General features: G+C 39.9%; 19 protein-coding genes. 8 read left to right on the forward strand and 11 right to left on the reverse strand.

What is annotated here, in order from left to right:
* Positions 1-31: 31 nt before the first annotated feature.
* Both QUD05_RS09820 and QUD05_RS09825 read left to right on the forward strand, forming a co-directional pair.
* Entirely contained in the window at positions 32-2482 is a 2451-nt protein-coding gene (locus tag QUD05_RS09820) for an ATP-binding protein (RefSeq protein ID WP_289795870.1), read from the forward strand.
* An 83-nt stretch (positions 2483-2565) separates the two neighbouring features.
* The gene (locus QUD05_RS09825; RefSeq protein ID WP_289795871.1) at positions 2566-3486 is read left to right on the forward strand and encodes an alpha/beta hydrolase; all 921 of its coding nucleotides are present in this window, start codon (positions 2566-2568) and stop codon (positions 3484-3486) included.
* A gap of 57 nt (positions 3487-3543) precedes the next feature.
* On the opposite strand, the gene QUD05_RS09830 is transcribed toward QUD05_RS09825, so the two are convergent.
* The 4 genes from QUD05_RS09830 to QUD05_RS09845 are packed head-to-tail and all read right to left on the reverse strand — an operon-like array spanning position 3544 to position 4376.
* Entirely contained in the window at positions 3544-3687 is a 144-nt protein-coding gene (locus tag QUD05_RS09830; RefSeq protein ID WP_289795872.1) for a hypothetical protein, read from the reverse strand.
* Positions 3688-3729: 42 nt separating this feature from the next.
* Positions 3730-3924 carry a hypothetical protein gene (locus QUD05_RS09835; protein ID WP_289795873.1) on the reverse strand — a complete coding sequence of 65 codons (195 nt, stop codon included), beginning with the start codon at positions 3922-3924 and terminating at the stop codon, positions 3730-3732.
* Positions 3917-4141, reverse strand: coding sequence for a type II toxin-antitoxin system HicA family toxin (locus QUD05_RS09840; protein ID WP_289795874.1), 225 nt, complete (start codon positions 4139-4141; stop codon positions 3917-3919). The genes QUD05_RS09835 and QUD05_RS09840 overlap by 8 nt, the downstream gene beginning before the upstream one ends.
* 10 nt (positions 4142-4151) lie before the next feature.
* Entirely contained in the window at positions 4152-4376 is a 225-nt protein-coding gene (locus QUD05_RS09845) for a type II toxin-antitoxin system HicB family antitoxin (RefSeq protein WP_190935193.1), read from the reverse strand.
* A 453-nt stretch (positions 4377-4829) separates the two neighbouring features.
* Here QUD05_RS09845 and QUD05_RS09850 point away from each other — a divergent pair, with 453 nt between their 5' ends.
* Positions 4830-5234, forward strand: coding sequence for a tetratricopeptide repeat protein (locus QUD05_RS09850; RefSeq protein WP_289795875.1), 405 nt, complete (start codon positions 4830-4832; stop codon positions 5232-5234).
* Here QUD05_RS09850 and QUD05_RS09855 read toward each other — a convergent pair.
* Entirely contained in the window at positions 5218-6438 is a 1221-nt protein-coding gene (locus tag QUD05_RS09855) for an ABC transporter substrate-binding protein (RefSeq protein WP_289799933.1), read from the reverse strand. The genes QUD05_RS09850 and QUD05_RS09855 overlap by 17 nt on opposite strands.
* 227 nt (positions 6439-6665) lie before the next feature.
* On the opposite strand from QUD05_RS09855, the gene QUD05_RS09860 reads away from it, so the two are divergent.
* Positions 6666-8087: an MFS transporter gene (locus tag QUD05_RS09860; RefSeq protein WP_289795876.1), complete on the forward strand. Its 1422-nt coding sequence runs from the start codon at positions 6666-6668 to the stop codon at positions 8085-8087.
* Positions 8088-8181: 94 nt separating this feature from the next.
* Here QUD05_RS09860 and accD read toward each other — a convergent pair whose 3' ends face one another.
* The 4 genes from accD to leuB form a co-directional block, all read right to left on the reverse strand.
* Positions 8182-9132, reverse strand: coding sequence for an acetyl-CoA carboxylase, carboxyltransferase subunit beta (gene accD / locus QUD05_RS09865; protein WP_069070881.1), 951 nt, complete (start codon positions 9130-9132; stop codon positions 8182-8184).
* Between the two features lie 604 nt (positions 9133-9736).
* On the reverse strand, positions 9737-10564 hold the full coding sequence (locus QUD05_RS09870; RefSeq protein WP_289795877.1) for a prepilin peptidase: 828 nt from the start codon (positions 10562-10564) through the stop codon (positions 9737-9739).
* 169 nt (positions 10565-10733) lie between these two features.
* Positions 10734-10994: a hypothetical protein gene (locus QUD05_RS09875; protein WP_069070883.1), complete on the reverse strand. Its 261-nt coding sequence runs from the start codon at positions 10992-10994 to the stop codon at positions 10734-10736.
* A 90-nt stretch (positions 10995-11084) separates the two neighbouring features.
* Positions 11085-12173 (reverse strand): 3-isopropylmalate dehydrogenase, encoded by a 1089-nt coding sequence (leuB, locus tag QUD05_RS09880; protein WP_289795878.1) that lies wholly within the window; start codon positions 12171-12173, stop codon positions 11085-11087.
* Between the two features lie 60 nt (positions 12174-12233).
* Between leuB and QUD05_RS09885 the strand changes: the two genes are divergently transcribed.
* On the forward strand, positions 12234-12389 hold the full coding sequence (locus tag QUD05_RS09885; protein ID WP_289795879.1) for a hypothetical protein: 156 nt from the start codon (positions 12234-12236) through the stop codon (positions 12387-12389).
* Here QUD05_RS09885 and QUD05_RS09890 read toward each other — a convergent pair.
* Positions 12366-12611 (reverse strand): hypothetical protein, encoded by a 246-nt coding sequence (locus QUD05_RS09890; protein WP_289795880.1) that lies wholly within the window; start codon positions 12609-12611, stop codon positions 12366-12368. The two genes, QUD05_RS09885 and QUD05_RS09890, sit on opposite strands and share 24 nt — an antisense overlap.
* Positions 12612-12749: a hypothetical protein gene (locus QUD05_RS09895; protein ID WP_289795881.1), complete on the reverse strand. Its 138-nt coding sequence runs from the start codon at positions 12747-12749 to the stop codon at positions 12612-12614.
* A gap of 229 nt (positions 12750-12978) precedes the next feature.
* Here QUD05_RS09895 and QUD05_RS09900 point away from each other — a divergent pair, with 229 nt between their 5' ends.
* From QUD05_RS09900 to QUD05_RS09910, 3 genes are all read left to right on the forward strand, one after another.
* Positions 12979-13929 (forward strand): ABC transporter ATP-binding protein, encoded by a 951-nt coding sequence (locus tag QUD05_RS09900; RefSeq protein WP_289795882.1) that lies wholly within the window; start codon positions 12979-12981, stop codon positions 13927-13929.
* 47 nt (positions 13930-13976) lie between these two features.
* On the forward strand, positions 13977-15752 hold the full coding sequence (locus QUD05_RS09905; RefSeq protein WP_289795883.1) for an ABC transporter permease subunit: 1776 nt from the start codon (positions 13977-13979) through the stop codon (positions 15750-15752).
* Positions 15753-15891: 139 nt separating this feature from the next.
* Entirely contained in the window at positions 15892-16374 is a 483-nt protein-coding gene (locus QUD05_RS09910) for a pentapeptide repeat-containing protein (RefSeq protein ID WP_289795884.1), read from the forward strand.
* Positions 16375-16401: the final 27 nt, after the last annotated feature.

Below are 16401 nucleotides of genomic sequence, written 5' to 3' on the forward strand. Positions count from 1 at the left end.
ATATATTTAGTTTCCTTGGGATGCTCACAAAATGTCATATACAGCCTACTTACGTTCGATTAAAAATAAACTCCAGAGAACTGGGAAAACTCAAAAAAGCCTACGGGTCAAAACCATCATAGAACAGTTTGGCTACCAGCGTAGAAGTCAATCATTCATAGATGATTTTAATACTGCTCTTGATGAATTAGGGCTTTGTGCAAATCCTCAGTTGGATTTGCATATTCCGTTAGATACAAAAATAGCAATTTTTCTTAAAGGTGTAGAACCAATAAATGAAGTTGCTGAATCTCAATCTATTTCAGCCAAACTAAAAGAGGCAATCTCAGTTAAACACGATTTTTTCTACTACTTGTTTGATTTTGGCTCTGAACAAGAATATGAACGATTTCAAGCGTGTTTAGATTCTCACCAGCCAGTAGGTATTTTTTTAATTCCACAAGTAGAAGATTTCTTCTCTGATATTGTTGTCAAAATCTTTAATTATGAATTAATTAGAAAATACCAGTATGGCGGCTATAATAGTATCCCCAAAGCTGCTGCTAGGAAAATTCCTACAAGTATTGTCTCAGAAGATAAAGATTGTGAAGATGAACAAGAAAATTCTATCTCTGATGCTAGCATTTTTCAGTTTTATCGTTCAACCATGACCAGTATTATACTTGGCAACACTGGTTTAGAATTGCTTGATTCTGAAAAATTCGATCAGCAGTTTGAACAGATATCCCTATATGCCAATAAATATAATTCCGAACAATTTTTTATTTTATTTCATTGTCCATCGGCATTAGAAATCCAAGCTCATCAACAAGAAGATGCTTTAGGCTACTTGGTAGATAGAGTTGCTAGTAAAATTCCTTTTACTTTTACTCTCAGGTGTAAATATCCAAATGAAGCCTCTATTGAATACAAAGAGGAAGTATACGCCCATTTCCGCCTATTACTGGAACTTCCATATTATGAAATAGAGGAAGATGATGCATCTTTGCAAGATTACTTTGTCGAATTGCAAAAGGCTCAAATACAGGCTGAGTCACAGTTACTATTAAAAATGAAAGCTGAACATTTTTACACTCTGAAGTGGCAGCAAGAAAGTAAAGAATATATCTACCTTAAGTATTTTGCTATTAAAACGTTGGAAAGTCTAGGATATGGATTGTCTAATATCGGCTGTGAAGTTGAATTGACTTCTAGCGATGAAGAAACAATCGATGAAGATACATCAGATGATGATGAAGAGTACCAAAATGAGATTATTGAAGTCTATGTCAAAAATCAGGTAGTGGTTGAAATAGAAACTCTCAAATACCAGGAATTTCAGGATAATAACCTCTTTTTAGATTCAATTAAAAGAGTTTTAAGGAAATCAAAAGTATGGCCAAATAAACTAGAAAGCCTTTGGTTAGTAATTCCTGGTTTTGAGATAGCACGAAATTATTACCAATTGAAAAAGGCTAAGGAAATATTAGAATATAAGTTTTCTGGATATTATGGCGATCGCTTCCAAGTTGTAATCATGGCTCCTGATTATGAAAAACACCAATTAGTCCCAGTATCCTTTGACTCTATCGACTATCCATCTTTTAATTATGGAGCTAAAAAAACTAGTTTAGTACAAGCATATCCAATTACTAACCGCATCAAAGAATTTAAGCTTGACTTTAGCCAAGTACAAGGGCTAAATGAAGAAAAAGATAAACTAACTAGACTCTTGAAGCTGCAATCTAAAGGATATAAGAGTTCAATTGGTGGAATTCTTTTCTATGGCTTACCGGGATGTGGTAAAACTCTACTAGCAAATGCCTTTGCTAATGAGTCTGGGAGATATTTCTTTAAGTTCTCTCCTGCCGATATTGTCAGTGTTTGGATCGGGCAAAGTCAAAAGAATATTCGAGATATATTTGCTCAAGCTAAGAAAAAGTCTCCTTCACTTTTATTCATTGATGAATTAGACAGTATTGGATTTAATCGTAATGATGACAACGCACATACAGACCAAAAGGCAACCATCAACCAGTTACTTATAGAACTAAATAATCTTCAAAATAGTGATGTAATTGTCATTGCTGCAACTAATTATTTGAGTGGCATTGATAGTGCTTTGAAACGTTCTGGTAGATTGGATTGGAAGATTCCTGTTTTTCCACCGGATCAAGTAGAGAGAAGAGATTTATTCCAATACTACTTGTCGAAAATTGATATTAATCAGCTAGTCAACTTTGAAATTCTTGCAGATAAAAGTGGTAGATTTACTTCATCCGATATTGAGTTAGTTTGTCGGGAAGTTAGAAATGCTATTCTTCTAGAAGAAATCAATTCGGCTTTAACAACTTCAGATGTGATTACTTATATCAATAATCTACAAGATGGTGGGTTAAGTCTTAACGAAGAACAAGTCAAAGAATTTTTAGAAGAGTGTAGGAGAATGAGTGTAAAGAATCCTAAGTTAGAAACTCTGAAATTAGAATGGGGATTGTTTTAGAAATGGGCTAATAAAAATAGCGTAGGCGTAGCCCGTCGTAGACATTGCACCTTTTGGTAGTTTTGGAAAATAACTTTAGGAATATGAAATATTTTAATCATCGAAAACTGCTGCTAACAAGTCTAGGAGCAATAGCGATCGCCTACATTTCAACTTGTCTATTTTTGTTTGTTCGGCAGCGTTCTTTGATATTTAGCCCCACTCCACAAATTTTAACTCTACCTAGTTCACCCGACTTTTTTCTTCCTTACAAAGATGTGCGTTTATCTATTACCGACTCTAATGAATATATACATGGCTGGTGGATTCCAGCACCATTACCAAAAGAGAAAGTTTCTTTAATTCCAAATGAGCCTGTAAAAATTTTAAAATCACCTAAAACATTTTTATACTTTTGTGGTGCTGCTAATAATAAAGGTTACTACAATTATATAGGCAGACTTCAAGCAATGCGACAGTTAGGGTTTTCTGTATTAGTGATTGACTACCGAGGTTATGGTAGTAGCAAAGGGAATTTCCCTAGTGAGTCTCAGCTTTATCAAGATAGTCAAATAGCCTGGAATTATTTAGTAAAAATACAACAAATACCTCCTGAGAGAATTGTTATTTACGGCGAATCAATGGGGGGAGCAGTTGCTATAGATTTGGCAGTAAAACATCCAGAAGCAAGTCGATTAATTGTGCAAAGCTCTTTTACATCAATGGCAGAGGAAATCAAATATAGAGATTGGTTACGTATGTTTCCCATCGAGTTACTGCTAACACAAAAGTTTGATTCTATTTCTAAAGTTCGTTCTCTACGTCTTCCCGTTTTATTTATTCATGGAACTAATGACAGCATTGTTCCATCCTACATGAGTCAGCAGTTATATGATGCTGCCCCTGAACCCAAACAACTTTTATTAATTCCAAAAGGAAAACATGTCCAAATTTATCAACCTGGAAGTAACTCGTATTTACAAGCAATTCAGAAGTTTATCCAAAAGGTAGAATCTCAAGAGTAAGAAATAGATCCATCGGGATGGCTGCGAAACGATTCAAAAATAGAGTTCTTCTTTGAACTAATCTATGGAATATAAATTGGGATCTGTGGGGCGATCGCTATTACCACACCCTAATTGCTCGTAAAAAATAACTCGTCTTCCTGTTGTTGCGATCGCTTCCCACTCTCCATTTAAATTCAGTTTCGTAATAGGCGATCGCATCTCATACGTGTCTACTTTTGCCTTGGCGAATGGAATTCGCGGCTACACAGGTAAAGTCCGCCTATCGCGCTTGCGCTGCGCGAAGCGCACCAAGTGGACTAAGGTCAAATTAAGGTTTTGAAACACACGGAGTTGGGTAAAGTTTCGTGTAGACGCGGTTTCTAACTGCCCATTTCGCTGTAGGTCTTTTGGTGGAGGATATAAAAGCGCCGCTTCGGGGATGGTATTTTTATTCATCAGTCTCAGGTATTACTTCTTCTGCTGTCGCTTCATTCTCAGAAATGTCAATGGCTTGTAAAACCTGTTTAACTATTTTTGGGTGCAATATTTTTCCTGAATGAAAAGGAATCACTACTCTCACTTCTTCTCGAAAATAAATCCTGTGACTTCCTTTGCTTCTAATTTGAATAAAGCCTACATCTAATAAAAGTTTTTCAGCTTCTGTTGCAGTCAAACGTGGCAGCTTAGGCAACTTTTACCTCCAAGGTTATTGTGAATGTTTCCTTGTTCTGAAGCGCCTGTTTTTCTGAATTTGACAAGGTTTCTATATAAAGCTCAACTGCTTCTTTGATATTTGCCTGTACTTCTTCTAGGGAATCACCTTGAGATTGACAACCAGGAAGTTCAGGACAATAAGCATAATATCCATATTCATCTTTTTCGATAACAATGCTAACTTTATACGACATATCAAAGTTACCTTTACTCGTTCAATAACTATTATCACCTCTCATCCCTCTCCTGATATCTTGCACCAGGCGACTGAAAGTCGCGGCTACACAGGCAAAACCCGCCTGCGCGGGTTNGAAAACCTTGATTTTGTATTAGTCCGCGTGGTGCGCTTCGCGCAGCGCAAGCGCGATGGCGGACTTTGTTTGTATAGCCGCGATTTCTAATCGCCAGGGCTAAGTGCAACATATGAGTCTCTCGTTAGGAAGCGTCAGGACGAGAAAATCAGGGTTTACCGATGAGTTGGTTACAAAAACCGTAACCACAACTGCAACCTTAAACCGCAACCGTAAAATCAATCTAAAGTTTCAGCAATATTACTGGCGACAGTTAAATAATTTACTAATAATCGGAATTGATGCCGACGGGATAGGGCTGTAAATAATCACTGATTGAGGCTGTGAGGCTAAAGAATGAAGAGAAGTGCAAAGTCTCAACGAGTTTGCTGGTGGTTTCTACCAAAATTGACCCGCTACAGTTTAACTTTCTTTCTGAGTGCGGTTTTGTTGTCTAATGCTGTAGGTGCTACACTGAGAAACAGAGAGTTACAAATAGCACAACAGCCAGAAACTACTCAACAAAATGCCACTCGTGCTGCTGCGGAACGGGTTTTTCAAGAGGGGATGCAGCTTTATCAACAAGGGACAGCAGAATCACTGCGACAGGCGATCGCAAAATGGCAAGAAGCGCTGAAGCTTTGGCAACAAGTTGATGATAAAGGCTGGGAAGCCACAGCCACCACCCTCCTTGGTATTGGCAAAGTCTACGACGATTTAGGAGAAAAGCAAGAAGCCCTTTCGGTCAATGCATCGCTTTAATCTGCTGATTTGCTTCATTCTCTGCCCTCAGCATTGCTTGATTTAATGGCTGTTGCCCCAACAAGGCGCTGACAAACTGGTTATCAAAATTATTCACGATCGCACTTGGATATTTCCCCACCTGCCAAGGTGTAGCATAATTAACACCCGCAACTAATGGCGATCGCAACGCGTCTTGGTCATAACCCAAATTCTTTGCCACTGATTTACGTGTTGGCAAAGCAAATCCTGTTCCTGTCCATTTTTGCATTCCTTCTTTACCTGTGAGATAAGAAATTAATTCCCAGGCTTCGGCTTTGTGTTGTGCTTGCTTATTCATTACGTAGGCAACTGTAAACACCATTGTGCCTTTTTTGTCATTAATCGTAGGCAGTGGTGCAGTAGCAAACTCTACTTGGGGAAAAGTTTCTGTTAAGTAAGGAATTGCCCAGTTACCTTCAATCACCATTGCCACTTTATTCTGACCAAACATTTCACTACCTGAGTTTGTCCCCACATCAGATTTTTGGGCAGAGGAACGGTCTTTTTGATACTGGTCAACTACCAACTCTAAACCTTGTAAACCTGCCTCACTAGCAAAGGTAGCAGAACCGTTTTGATCAACGAGTTGTCCACCAAAGGCTTTGATTTTATAAGCCTGACGCGCCAATTCTGGAATTTCACCAAAGCCGTATTTGTTAAGTTTGCCTGTCAATTGCTTCGAGTAAGTCCGTAATTCATCCCAAGTCGCTGGTGGATTACTCAAGCCTGCAAAGGCAAAGGCTTTTTTGTTATAAAACAAAGCAAGGGTGGAATAGTCTTTGGGAAGACCGTAAATCTGGTTCTGATATTTAAAACTGTTGAGTAGGGTATCCTCGAAGTCTACTAAGTCAAATTTGGGAGTGATATAACTATCTAACGGTTCTAGGACATTTTGACTCATCAAGAAAGGAGCTTCCAGCGCATCTAGATAAAAAACATCAGGTGCAGCTTCTCCAACTAAACGAGTTTTGATTACATCCATGTATTGGTCGGCAATTACCTCATATTTGACCTTAATAGCTGGATGTTGTGCCTCAAAGTCTTGCAGTACTTGTCTCAAGAGTTTTTGCTCAACGGGAGAACCTCCCCAACCACTGAGTTTGATGGTGACTGCGGTAGATGCTAACGGTTTGCTTGGCAATTGTAGGCTTTGACAAGCAATAATAGCGATCGCGATCGCCATCACCAATCCTAAAAAATTAAATAATCTTTTATTAATCACAGACAGATAAAAGTCTTTCTCCTCCCTTATATCTTGTGTTATTGAAGAGTGAGATTTTACTTACTTGAAATTTTTGTTGAAAATTGCAAGCTAAAATAACAAAAAATTATCAGCAATGCTAATTGAAGCATACTGACTTTCTCTACAACCGGGTTTATCCCAGGGTACTTTACCCATAAACATAGATTATGGATTCTGTTCAGGCTGAAACAACTGCGCCACTGGCTCTAGAATTTCCCCAGATTGCCTCAGCACCAACAGCAATCTCTCCAAACTCTCGAATTCCCAAGGATACTATTCGCACTAGTTTAAAAGCTTCCACTGCGGATTCTGTCTTAGCATCGGTTTACTCTCTTGGAACTGGCGGGATTTTACTCAGCAATTTATTGGTGGAATTGGGTGCTAGTCCAGTGGTATTTGGGATGCTTTGCTCTATCCCGATGTTGGTCAATCTCATTCAGCCATTGGGTGCTTACTTGTCGGAACGCAGCACCAGCCGTTTTCAATATTCGCTTCGGACACACGGAATTGGTCGGCTGCTATGGCTGATTTTAGTAATTGGTATTGCCAGCGCCAGTTGGGGAGTGGTTGATACTCACCAGTTAGTGATATTGACACTCTTGATTGTTCTATTCAGCAATCTTTTGGGAGGATTAGGAACTGCATCGTGGTTAAGTTGGGTGGCAATGATAGTTCCCCGACGATTACGAGGCAGGTATTTTGGGCTACGCAGTAGCGCCGCTAGCCTAACTAATTTGGTTTGCGTACCAATAGCTGGTCTAGTTGTATCACATTGGTATGGGGGATCTCTACAAGGTTATGGGTTAGTTCTACTGGTAAGCGTTGTCTTTGGAATTATGGGATTGGGGTGTCAATATTTCCAGGTGGATATGAATCCGCGATCGCAAAACACTTATTATGGCAAGTTAACTCAAACAAGTGAGATTCAATCAGAGGTTGTAAAAGATGAATCTTCTGAAGTGCTTCAATCAATTCATCCACCACAAAACCAATTAGCTAACAGTGTTTGGAAAAACTCTAACTTTTTGATATTTCTGCTGTATTTCAGCTTTTGGACACTTGCTGTTAACCTCAGCAGTCCTTTCTTTAACCTCTATATGCTGGATACGCTGGATTTAGATGTAAGTTACGTGACTATCTACAACAGCCTCCAAGCGGGGGCGACTTTGCTAATGCTCATTCTGTGGGGAAAATTAGCAGACAAGATAGGCAATCGTCCCATCCTCATCTGTATTGGGATTTTGGTTGGAGTCACACCATTTCTGTGGCTGGGAATTAGTATTAATCGCCTTGATATTTGGCTGTGGTTGCCACTATTGCACATTTTAGCTGGAGGTACTTGGGCAGCGATTGATTTGTGCAGTAACAATATACAATTGGCGATCGCACCAATTAAAAATCAGTCTATCTATTTTGCGATCGCAGCTGCCGTTGCTGGAGTAAGTGGCGCTTTAGGCACAACTATAGGCAGTTTCATCGTCCAATTTGCTCAGTCTGGAGGTTTACTAACTTTGTTTGTCCTCTCTGGTGTATTCCGACTAGTAGCCCTTGTTCCACTCATGTTTCTCCAAGAGCCACAAAGAAGTTAGGGAGCAGGGGAGCAGGGGAGCAGGGGGGAAGTTGCAGTAAGTTTTTCCCCTCTGCCCCTCTGCCTCTTGTGCCCCATGCCCCATTCCCCAAACTTTATTCTGCGGCGGTAGAAGTTAAAGACATTGTTTCCCACAAAACCATGTGAGGTGTTGTTAATACAGGCTGGTGTAGAGCAATCAGCTGGGCTAGGGTGTTCTTTAATTGGGTACGGGGTACGATATCATCCACAAAACCATGCTGGAGCAAATCTTCAGCAGTCTGGAAATTTTCGGGTAGTTTTTCCCGCAGGGTTTGCTCAATCACTCGCCGACCAGCAAAACCAATGGTTGCTTTGGGTTCTGCCAAAATTATATCGCCCAACATTGCAAAACTAGCGGTAACGCCGCCCGTTGTCGGATTGGTCAAAACGGGAATATATAATAATCGAGCGTCTTTATGGCGCTGTAAGGCTGCGGAAATTTTCGCCATCTGCATCAAAGAAAGCATTCCTTCTTGCATTCTCGCGCCGCCGGAGGTGCAGACGATAACTACAGGATACCGCCGTTGAGTGGCTTGTTCAATCATGCGGGTGAGTCTTTCTCCCACGACCGAACCCATACTACCACCCATAAAACGGAAGTCCATAACCCCAAGGGCAATGGGCAAACCATTGATTTGACCTAAACCAGTTCTAACTGCGTCTATTAAGCCAATTTTATCTTGTGTTTCCCGCAAGCGATCGCTGTAGAGTTTGCGATCGCGAAATTCTAGCGGGTCGGTTGGACGTAAATGCTCATCCAGCGGTTTCCAGGTATTGCTATCTATCAATTGGCGGATGCGCTCATCACTGTCTACCCGATTGTGATGATTACATTCGACACAAACCATCTGATTGGCTTTCAGGTCTTTTGTATATGCCAACACGCCACACTTAGAACATTTGTGCCACAGACCATCAGCAATTTCACGTTCTTGACGTTCGAGGCTGGTAGATCCTGACTTCCGTCGATTTGCAAACCAATCAAATAGAGACTTTAAACCACGTGATTCTTCGTTGTTAGCCATTTTTTATTTTATTTTAAGTGGGTATGAGGTCGAAAACATGTCAAACCGTATTGGGTTGTCCTTAGTCATTAGTCATTTTTCTTTATTTAGACTAATGGCTACATCGTTAAACTACGTTTTTAAGCAATTCAGACCTTAATTTTCGTCTTTGGTTGCCAGCTTAACGAAAATACTTATACCAATACAAGTCTCTTGCTCTTTTTTTCAGCAGACTTAATTATATGGACGTAGTGACAAAACCATGAGAATACCAACCTCCAAATAAGATGCTTTCCCCCTCCCACCCTAATCAATTATTTGTATTGCTGGGTTTTGAACAATCAGCATCTGTTGCAGTAGTTGTACTTGCCAACGGTTAATCGTCGTTAAGAGGGTAATACAAGTCACAAGCTGAATATTATCAAAATGTGAAGGGCAGATGGGGTAATGTTGGTTACAGTCACGAATTATAAATATTTCTTATGAAAAGGCATTGGGAGTGCTGAGTTAGGAGTTAGAAGTTAGGAGTTAAGAGTTAGGAGTTCTGTTTATCTCCTTGTCCCCTCATCTCCCTGCTCCCTGCTCCCCTGCTTCCTGCTCCCCACTCCCAGCTCGATATTTCAATTCAAGAGGCTGGAAAAAATAACCGCAGGTAGCTAGACAAAATGGCTTCGCCGCTAAACAGGGTAATCACAGATCCTAAAGCCAGAAAAGGGCCAAAAGGTATTTTTTGTCCTAATTTTTGTTGCGATCGCTGCATAATCAAAATACCTATGCCAATTAATGCTCCCAGCCCACAGCCAATAAAACTAGCCAAGAGCAAATATTTCCAGCCTAACCAGGCTCCCATCATGGCTGCTAACTTGGCGTCACCTGCACCCATTGCAGTTTTCCCAAAGGCAATTGAACTCAATAAGGCGATCGCATCAAATAGCCATAAGCCTAATACTGCACCAACTATCGCCATTATCAGGTGATTTACCAATTCCACAAAACTACCTTCTGGTAGAAAACCAACTACCATTTGAAACAAAATCCCCACCACTAAACCCGACTGAGTAAGTGGATTAGGTAGGGTCATTGTATCTAAGTCAATGAGCGATAGCGCTAATAACCAACTGCAAAAAGCCCAATAGCCTATTGTTAAAGTCGAAACTTGAAATACCAAAAAAATTAGTAAAAAAATTATGCCCGTTACCCCTTCTACCACAGGATAACGGACAGAAATTTTGCTCTTGCAATATCGACACCGCCCTCTTAAGGAAATCCAGCCAAATACTGGTACATTGTCGTAAGCTTTTAGCTGGTTGAAGCATTTAGGACAACGAGAAGGCGGCCAAAGAATTGACAACCCAGCAGGTAGGCGATAAACAATAACATTGAGAAAACTACCAATAGATGCACCCAAAGCAAAGACCATTACACTCGCCGGGATGGCGAACAAAATGTCCATACAGTCATTTGTCCTTTGTCATTTGTCCTGTGTCATTTGTGCTTTGTCATTTGTCCTTTGTCAATAACTAATACTTCTCTACGAGAGGCTACGCCAACGACTACGCGGTAGTTGAGCGCAGTCGAAACTCAGTACAAGTGACCAATGACTAATGACTAATGACCAATGACTAATACATGTGGGATTCAATTTGACTTAAGGGCACAAAACACTCTTGAGGTAAAAGAACTGGTTGGTTAGTAAAAATAACCTTACCTCGATGAGTCACACGATTAATTGCTACACCGGAAGGTTGCCCAGCTATTTCGGGATGGACTTCACAGTGAGTATAGTATATCTGCCCAGCAGCTCTGATTACAGAGGGATCAATCAAAGGCGATTGGTTTTTTGGGGCGGTAAAATTTGCTTGTCCTTGTCGTAATGCGTACACTATCGACTGTTATTTGATTGCTAGATTTCCCTTTAGTCTACCCGAAACTTATGGCAAAGGTTGCCAAATTGCCCAAGTTGCTATACAAAATTATTTTTGTTCGATCGCTTTGATGAGTGAGTCTCCCATAGCGCGGCAACCAAGGAGATTTTTTCCTGGAGAAATTATATCCCCTGTGCGATCGCCTTGTTCTAAAACTTGCAATACGGCTTGCTCTATGTGGTCTGCGGCTTTTGGTTGGTCTAAACCGTAGCGCAACATCATCGCCGCACTCAAAACCTGTGCTAAAGGATTTGCCTTATCCTGTCCGGCAATATCTGGGGCGGAACCATGAACTGGTTCAAACACACCAGGCCCAGAAGCGCCCAAACTAGCCGAGGGTAACATCCCAATACTACCTGTGAGCATGGCAGCAGCATCAGAGAGAATATCACCAAACAAATTGCCTGTAACAATGGTGTCGAACTGCTTGGGAGCGCGTACTAACTGCATAGCAGCATTATCTACATATAAATGAGAGAGTTCGATATCTGGATATTCTTGTGAAAGTTGGGTGATGCGATCGCGCCACAACTGAGATACTTCTAATACGTTCGCCTTATCCACCGAACAAAGTTTGCCGCCGCGTTTTTTTGCCGCTTCAAATGCCACCCGCCCAATCCGTTCAATTTCCGACTCGGTGTAAACCATTGTATTTACACCGCGTTTTTCACCTGTTTCTGTGGCAAAAATCCCTTTAGGTTTACCGAAGTAAATCCCGCCAGTGAGTTCACGCACCACCATAATATCCACGCCTTCCACAACTTCGCGTTTCAAAGTCGAGGCGTCGATTAGCTGCGGCAAAATTTTCGCTGGGCGCAAATTGGCAAATAATTCTAAACCTGCACGTAATCCTAACAAACCTGCTTCTGGGCGTAAATTGGATGGCAGGGAATCCCACTTGTAGCCACCAATGGCTGCGAGTAATACAGCATCACTGTTACGGCAAGCCTCTAGAGTTGCAGATGGTAGGGGTTCGCCTGTGGCATCAATTGCTGCACCACCGATGAGGGCTTCCTGGAATTCAAACTTCAGATCAAATTGCTTCCCTACGACTTTCAGCACGTCTACCGCCACTGCCATAATTTCAGGGCCAATGCCATCGCCGGGTAGTAGAGTAATGCGGTAGTTCTGGGTCATAGCTGATGATTACTAGGTAAATGCTTACAGATCAAATATCATACCTAGCAAAATGTACCGATGGAGTTTTTAATTTTTTTAGATGTATGTTGTCTGAATCGCCCTTTTGATGACCAGACACAAGAACGGATTTTTTTAGAAGCTGAGGCAGTACGGCTGATTTTGGCTCGTTGTCAGAGTGGTGAATGGCAATTATTGAGCTACTTTAGTTCCTAATTGATTAGCCAGTTCAGATACACCCACTCCAGCCGCAGCAGCTAAAACTGGTAGTCGTGCAAATTCGCTTCTTGTATCAATGCCATAAAGAGCAAAAAGAGCTGATGCTAGTTTTACATTGGAATATAAAGTAATCGTAATATCAGTGGGTATTCCCGCTAGTCCGATGAATCCACTGAAAATGCCGTTGCCTACTGACCAAGCGGTTGACTCTAATATCATTCAGTTTGCAATATTATCTCTATTACCTACCCAATAAAAATTGTTGGCAAAAGATAATCCCCATTGCCTACCATCTTCAATAGCATAAGCAATAGCTTGCGCGATCGCAGGCATATTCATAATTGATTCAAAATCCATACAGCTTTGACCTGATTAACTGAGAACACCTAGAGATTTCTAGCTTTAGTATTCCCCGTAGCAAAACTTAATATTTGGCATTGTTCAAAGCTTTGATAAAGTGGTGTAAATAATGCCTATGGCTCAAAGCAGCTTTACATAAAGCTAGTTTCAATTTCTGAAACCATGCTGACAAAAGCTGTAAAAAAAGTTAGGTTAGCGGTTAATCACAAGCCGCACCCTAGCAGCGATGGTAAAAGAATTAACAATTTGCACCCGTGGACTCACTAAGCAATTTGACCGACATGTTGCTGTCAATGATGTTGATTTAGAAATCCAAGCAGGGGAAGTATATGGGCTGATTGGACCGAATGGCGCGGGTAAAACAACTCTCATCCGCATGTTGGCAACTGCTGAGGAACCAACTACGGGTGAGATTTATATTAATGGTGATCGCCTCATCCGTGACACAAGTAACCTCAAACTTAAGCGTCATCTTGGCTATTTACCCGATGACTACCCACTATATGAGGATTTGACAGTCTGGGATTACTTAGATTACTTTGCGCGTTTATATCGTTTGCGAGAACCGCGCCGTACTAAACGCTTACATGAAGTTTTAGAACTTATTCAACTTGGTAATAAACGCAATAGTCAGATTTCTACATTGTCGCGGGGAATGAAACAGCGTTTAAGTTTAGCGCGAACCATTATCCACGAACCAATTTTACTATTACTAGATGAACCTGTTTCTGGGCTTGATCCTATTGCGAGGATGCACTTTCGCGAAATTATTAAGGCTTTGCAAGAAGCTGGGATGACTGTCATCATTTCCTCCCACGTTCTCAGTGATTTAGCGGAAATTTGTACTTCTGTAGGAATTATGGAACTTGGCTTCTTAGTAGAAAGTACTTCCCTACAGCAACTTTATCAACGTTTAGCCCATCAGCAAATTGTGTTATCAACTCTAGGGAACTTAGAGGCACTTTTGAGCGAGCTTAAATATCATCCTTTAGTAGAAGAGTGGGAGGTAATATCAGGAAAAAATAGTGTGCGGGTGAATTTTTCAGGCAAAGATGAAGATAGTGCTGAGTTATTGCGATCGCTAATTAAAGCGGGCATTCCTCTAACTGATTTTCACTGTACGCAAGAAGACTTAGAAAGTATTTTCTTAAAATTAGGTCACAAACAAGCATCTTGATTTATCAATAAATCTCACTCACCATTTTTGGATAAGTTTGTCATACTATGCTCAACTTAATAGACAAAATCGGCGATTGGAATCCGCAATTATTCCGCGAACTCAAAGGACAATTTAAATTTGTTAATGTAGCGATTGTAGTTTTAACATCTTTACTATTGCAACTGGTAGTTATCTTATATCATTTAAGTAATCTTCCTGATAATGAATACTCCCTAACTGGTACATACTGTCGTTTACGTCAAATATATGAACCGCAACAAACACAGGCTTTCAAGGAATCAAATCAATCTAAAATTGATGAGTTAAATTATTTCTTTTCAAAAAATTTTTGTCCCCCAAATCAAATTGATTGGCAGTTGTGGTGGCGAGATCATTGGGAATATATATTCTTAACATTGAGTGTAATTTTTCTATTTACACTACTAGTTGCAGGAACTTATTTGCTAATTAACGATTTCGCTAAAGAAGAAACTCGCGGCACACTAAACTTTATCCGTCTTAGTCCCCAATCAGAAACAAGTATATTGACTGGCAAGTTGCTAGGAGTTCCGAGTTTAATTTATCTCCTGATTTTAGTAGCAGTTCCTTTACATTTATGGGCTGGGCTTTCTGCCAAAATTGCTTTTAGTTACATTTTGGCTTACTACACAATTCTTGCTACTAGCTGTATTTTCTTCTACAGTGCGGCACTACTACTTAGCTTACTTAGCCGTTCATTTAGTGGTTCTCAGCCTTTGTTAGGTTTATTAGTTAGTGGTGTAATTTTTATGTTTTTGTTCATAACGATGTTACTCGCATCGTCTTATAACCACAGTTTGAATAGTTCAACTGCTTGGTTTAGACTTTTTAATCCTTGGGATACAACTAATTATTTATTTCCTAACTTGTTTAATCTATCCAATGGCTCGGATATTAAAAAACTGCAATTTTTCTATCTCCCATTAGGGAGAAATATTATTAGTATTCTTGGCTTTCATTTATTAAACTTGGGATTGTGCAGTTACGGAATTTTGCACATTCTTAAACGTTGCTTTCGTAATCCTCAAGCCTCAATAATTAGCAAGAAGCAAAGTTATTTATTAGTAGCGTTTTGCCAGTTGATGATCTGGGGTTTTACTTTACAAATTGGTGAAAATAGTTACACATTAGATCAACAATTTGGGGAAAATTACATTTTGCTAGCATCGTACAACTTGGTGTTGATTTTAAGTTTAATTGCAGTTCTTTCCCCTCACCGTCAAGATGTACAAGATTGGGCAAGATATCGACATCAGGGAGTTTCTAGCCACAAGAGTATTTGGCAGGATTTAATTTGGGCTGAAAAAAGCCCTGCACTCGTGGCGATCGCAATTAATCTTACAATTGTTACTATACCCTGGCTAGTTTGGATTTCATTTACATCTGTTTTTGATACTAACAATGACCAAACTTGGCTGGTTAACGATGTTGACAGGTTTAAAGTACTTTTAGCTATAGCTTTGTCTATCAGCGTAATCATGATTTATGCTACCATCGCCCAATTGATACTTTTGCTGAAAACTCCCAAACGTTCTTCCTGGGCAATTCGGATTATAGGTACAGCAGTGTTACTACCACCGATAATTTTAGGATTTATCGGCATCACTTCAGAGGTGTCTACTGTGATGTCTACTGTATGGCTGTTTTCAACTTTTCCTTGGGCTGGTATACAAGGCTCTGGAACGACAACAATTTTTATGGCATTCCTCGCTGAGTTAACTTTTCTAGGATGGTTAAACTTGCAGTTGACAAGGCAAGTGAGATTAGCAGGTGAATCTGCTACGAAAGCATTATTAGCATAACTAGCTATGTAGTTATCAATAAACTTAGAACCTCAATTTTTTGAGAAATTGGGGTTCTTGTTTTTTATAAATGGTTTAAGACTGCTATATGATTTGTTAATTTATTGATTAACACAAGTATCACAACAATCTGAAAATCATGTTAAACATCTCTACTCAAGACCTACGCTATACAGCCATCCATTTTTTAGAACAAAGTCCTCCACAGCGTCTAGAAATCCTTAAGCAACTGGGCATAGCTCGTTATGATTTTTTAACCAAAATTCAACGAAATGAAGCCAATATAATCTGTATAATGCGGTTTTTTAAATATCCCAGTCAGCTAAAGTTTCCTAATCTTATGGGAGCAGATTTATCTGGTTTAATTTTAGATGGTGTCAACTTCATACGAGGAAATTTGTCAGAAGTAAATCTACAAAGTAGTAGTTTAGTAAATGCAGACCTCTTATTTGTAAATTTCACAAAATCCGATTTGCGAAATGCAGATTTACGAGGTGCAACTCTGAACGAGACTATTTGGGTAGAGACTTTAGTAGATAAGTGTCAGCTTGGCACAGGTATTGGTTTAAATTATCTACAACGTCAAGATTTAGAACTACGCAAAGCTATATTTAATTCTTGAGAAGTTAGGAATGAAAACACAAAAAAT

Origin of the sequence: Nostoc sp. GT001, assembly GCF_030382115.1 — a bacterium.
Taxonomy (GTDB): Bacteria; Cyanobacteriota; Cyanobacteriia; order Cyanobacteriales; family Nostocaceae; genus Nostoc.

Coding starts and splice junctions, on each gene's coding strand:
- QUD05_RS09870 (WP_289795877.1), bottom strand. CDS start 10,564: ATGGACATTTTGTTCGCCATCCCGGCGAGTGTAATGGTCTTTGCTTTG.
- QUD05_RS09905 (WP_289795883.1), top strand. CDS start 13,977: ATGCTCAACTTAATAGACAAAATCGGCGATTGGAATCCGCAATTATTC.
- QUD05_RS09910 (WP_289795884.1), top strand. CDS start 15,892: ATGTTAAACATCTCTACTCAAGACCTACGCTATACAGCCATCCATTTT.
- leuB (WP_289795878.1), bottom strand. CDS start 12,173: ATGACCCAGAACTACCGCATTACTCTACTACCCGGCGATGGCATTGGC.
- QUD05_RS09825 (WP_289795871.1), top strand. CDS start 2,566: ATGAAATATTTTAATCATCGAAAACTGCTGCTAACAAGTCTAGGAGCA.
- QUD05_RS09890 (WP_289795880.1), bottom strand. CDS start 12,611: ATGATATTAGAGTCAACCGCTTGGTCAGTAGGCAACGGCATTTTCAGT.
- QUD05_RS09900 (WP_289795882.1), top strand. CDS start 12,979: ATGGTAAAAGAATTAACAATTTGCACCCGTGGACTCACTAAGCAATTT.
- QUD05_RS09855 (WP_289799933.1), bottom strand. CDS start 6,438: ATGGCGATCGCGATCGCTATTATTGCTTGTCAAAGCCTACAATTGCCA.
- QUD05_RS09830 (WP_289795872.1), bottom strand. CDS start 3,687: ATGCGATCGCCTATTACGAAACTGAATTTAAATGGAGAGTGGGAAGCG.
- QUD05_RS09820 (WP_289795870.1), top strand. CDS start 32: ATGTCATATACAGCCTACTTACGTTCGATTAAAAATAAACTCCAGAGA.
- QUD05_RS09860 (WP_289795876.1), top strand. CDS start 6,666: ATGGATTCTGTTCAGGCTGAAACAACTGCGCCACTGGCTCTAGAATTT.
- accD (WP_069070881.1), bottom strand. CDS start 9,132: ATGGCTAACAACGAAGAATCACGTGGTTTAAAGTCTCTATTTGATTGG.
- QUD05_RS09845 (WP_190935193.1), bottom strand. CDS start 4,376: ATGTCGTATAAAGTTAGCATTGTTATCGAAAAAGATGAATATGGATAT.
- QUD05_RS09895 (WP_289795881.1), bottom strand. CDS start 12,749: ATGGATTTTGAATCAATTATGAATATGCCTGCGATCGCGCAAGCTATT.
- QUD05_RS09835 (WP_289795873.1), bottom strand. CDS start 3,924: ATGAATAAAAATACCATCCCCGAAGCGGCGCTTTTATATCCTCCACCA.
- QUD05_RS09850 (WP_289795875.1), top strand. CDS start 4,830: ATGAAGAGAAGTGCAAAGTCTCAACGAGTTTGCTGGTGGTTTCTACCA.
- QUD05_RS09885 (WP_289795879.1), top strand. CDS start 12,234: ATGGAGTTTTTAATTTTTTTAGATGTATGTTGTCTGAATCGCCCTTTT.